This window comes from Alphaproteobacteria bacterium (assembly GCA_035625915.1).
Taxonomy (GTDB): domain Bacteria; phylum Pseudomonadota; class Alphaproteobacteria; order JACZXZ01; family JACZXZ01; genus DATDHA01.
Map to the genome: position 1 here is coordinate 1 of DASPOR010000193.1, position 2,749 is coordinate 2,749.

Genomic DNA, 2,749 nt, shown 5'->3' on the forward strand with positions numbered 1-2,749 from the left:
GGCGAGCTCGCCCAATACCGCGAAATGGCCGCTTTCGCCCAGTTCGGCTCCGATCTCGATGCCACCACCCAGCGGCTCCTCAATCGCGGCTCGCGGCTGACCGAACTCCTCAAGCAGCCGCAATTTTCGCCGCTCAGAATGGAAGAGCAGGTCTGCGTCATCTTTGCCGGCGTCAACGGCTATCTCGACCCGCTGCCGGTCGACCGCGTGCGCGCATTCGAGGATGGACTGCTCGGCCTGCTGCGCAATCAGCACGCCGATATTCTCAATGCCATTCGCACGTCGCGCGATCGCGACGATGCGACCACTGCCAAGCTCAAGAGCGTCGTCGACAATTACGCAAAAACCTTCGCGTGAGAAGCCATGGCTTCGCTTAAAGACCTGCGCACACGGATCGCCGCGACCAAAGCGACGCAGAAGATCACGCGGGCGATGCAAATGGTCGCCTCGTCCAAACTGCGCCGGGCGCGGTCCGCGGCCGAGGCGGCTCGGCCCTATGCCAGCCGGATGGACACGGTGCTGGGCAATATCGCGGCTTCGGTCGCCGGCGTCGACACCGCGCCGCGGCTGTTGCGTGGCACTGGCAGCGACCAGAAACATCTCTTGCTTGTCTGTACCGCCGAACGTGGACTGTGCGGGCCATTCAATACCGCGATCGTGCGTCTTGCGCGCGAGCGCGCCGGCGTACTGACGGCCGAAGGCAAGGACGTAAAATTCTTCTGCGTCGGCCGCAAGGGTTACGATCAGTTGCGAAGGGTATACCCCAAGCAGATCGTCGAACTGGTCGACCTTCGCTCGGTGCGCGTTCTGAGTTTCGAGAACGCCGTAAGCATCGCGGCAAAGATCATCGCCCTATTCGACAAATTCGAGTTCGATATCTGCACGCTGTTCTACTCGCGTTTCCGCTCCGTGATTGCGCAGATACCGACCGCACAGCAGATCATTCCGCTGGCGTTCGAGGAGAAAGCGGCAAACGCGCTCAACGGCGCTGTCTACGAGTTCGAACCCGACGCGGAGGATATCCTTCACGATCTGTTGCCGCGCAATGTCGGGGTGCAGATCTTTCGGGCCCTTCTGGAAAACGCCGCCTCGTTCTACGGTGCGCAGATGTCGGCGATGGACAATGCAACCCGCAACGCCGGCGATATGATTCGCCGGCAGACCTTGACCTATAACCGCACGCGCCAGGCGATGATCACCAAGGAGTTGATCGAGATCATTTCCGGCGCCGAAGCGCTGTGAAACCATTCGCGAAGGGACGATGATGGCTCAACCAGTCGGACATATCACCCAAGTCATCGGCGCGGTTGTCGACGTGCGCTTCGACGGCCATTTGCCGCCGATTCTCAATGCGCTGGCAACGCAGAACCACGGCCATCGCCTGGTGCTCGAAGTCGCGCAGCAGCTTGGTGAGAACACCGTGCGGACCGTCGCCATGGATGTCAGCGAAGGGCTGGTGCGCGGCCAGGAAGTGATCGATACCGGCCGCCCGATCGCCGTTCCGGTCGGCGAGGGAACGCTCGGCCGCATCATGAACGTAGTCGGCGAGCCGGTGGACGAGGCGGGGAAGATTCCACACAGCGAGACCCGCGCGATCCATCAGGAAGCGCCACCCTATACCGACCAATCGACCGAAGCCGCGATTCTCGTCACCGGCATCAAGGTGGTCGATCTGCTCGCGCCCTATGCCAAGGGCGGCAAGATCGGCCTGTTTGGTGGCGCCGGTGTGGGCAAGACCGTCATCATCATGGAATTGATCAACAACATCGCCAAGGCGCACGGCGGCTATTCGGTGTTCGCGGGCGTCGGCGAGCGCACGCGCGAAGGCAACGATCTCTATCACGAAATGATCGAGTCCAAGGTCAACAAGGACCCGCGGGAAGGTTCGGTCCAAGGCTCCAAATGCGCGCTGGTCTATGGCCAAATGAACGAACCGCCTGGAGCGCGCGCCCGGGTCGGCCTCACTGGCCTCACCGTCGCGGAATATTTCCGCGACCAAGGCCAAGACGTGTTGTTCTTCGTCGACAATATCTTCCGGTTCACGCAAGCCGGTTCGGAAGTGTCGGCGCTGCTCGGCCGTATTCCTTCGGCGGTCGGCTATCAGCCGACGCTGGCGACCGACATGGGCGCGCTGCAGGAGCGCATCACGACCACCACGAAGGGCTCGGTTACTTCGGTGCAGGCGATCTACGTTCCAGCCGACGACCTCACCGATCCGGCGCCCGCGACTTCGTTCGCGCATCTCGACGCCACGACCGTGCTGTCGCGCTCGATTGCGGAAAAGGGCATCTACCCGGCGGTCGATCCGCTCGATTCGACGTCACGCATGCTTTCGCCGATGATCGTCGGCGAGGAGCACTATCAGGTGGCCCGGCGCGTGCAGCAGATTTTGCAGCGCTACAAGTCGCTGCAAGACATCATCGCCATCCTGGGGATGGACGAGCTGTCGGAAGAAGACAAATTGACGGTGGCGCGCGCGCGCAAGATCGAGCGCTTCCTGTCGCAGCCGTTCCATGTCGCCGAAGTCTTCACCGGTTCGCCCGGCGTCTTCGTCGAGCTTGCCGATACCATCCGCGGCTTCCAAGGCCTCTGCGACGGCAAATACGATCACCTGCCCGAGGCCGCGTTCTATATGGTCGGCACGATCGAGCAGGCGGTCGAAAAGGGCAAGAAACTCGCCGAGGCGGCGTAGCGATCTCTCTCCCGTAGCCTTGGGGAGGGGAAAAGAAAGAGCGAACATGGCCCTGCT

3 protein-coding genes are annotated in these 2,749 nt (G+C 62.0%); all 3 read left to right on the forward strand.

The genetic code is table 11. The annotated features are described in order from the left end of the window. The coding region (locus VEJ16_15085; protein HYB10990.1) for a F0F1 ATP synthase subunit alpha at positions 1–357 on the forward strand (357 nt) is incomplete at its 5' end. Positions 358–363: 6 nt separating this feature from the next. After that, on the forward strand, positions 364–1,242 hold the full coding sequence (locus VEJ16_15090) for a F0F1 ATP synthase subunit gamma (GenBank protein ID HYB10991.1): 879 nt from the start codon (positions 364–366) through the stop codon (positions 1,240–1,242). 22 nt (positions 1,243–1,264) lie between these two features. Further along, positions 1,265–2,692, forward strand: a complete 1,428-nt coding sequence (gene atpD, locus VEJ16_15095; protein HYB10992.1) for a F0F1 ATP synthase subunit beta — start codon at positions 1,265–1,267, stop codon at positions 2,690–2,692. The last annotated feature ends 57 nt before the right edge of the window (positions 2,693–2,749 follow it).

Bases quoted from the DNA above. Each gene is read 5' to 3' on its own strand.
- VEJ16_15090 (HYB10991.1), top strand. From the start codon at position 364: ATGGCTTCGCTTAAAGACCTGCGCACACGGATCGCCGCGACCAAAGCG.
- atpD (HYB10992.1), top strand. From the start codon at position 1,265: ATGGCTCAACCAGTCGGACATATCACCCAAGTCATCGGCGCGGTTGTC.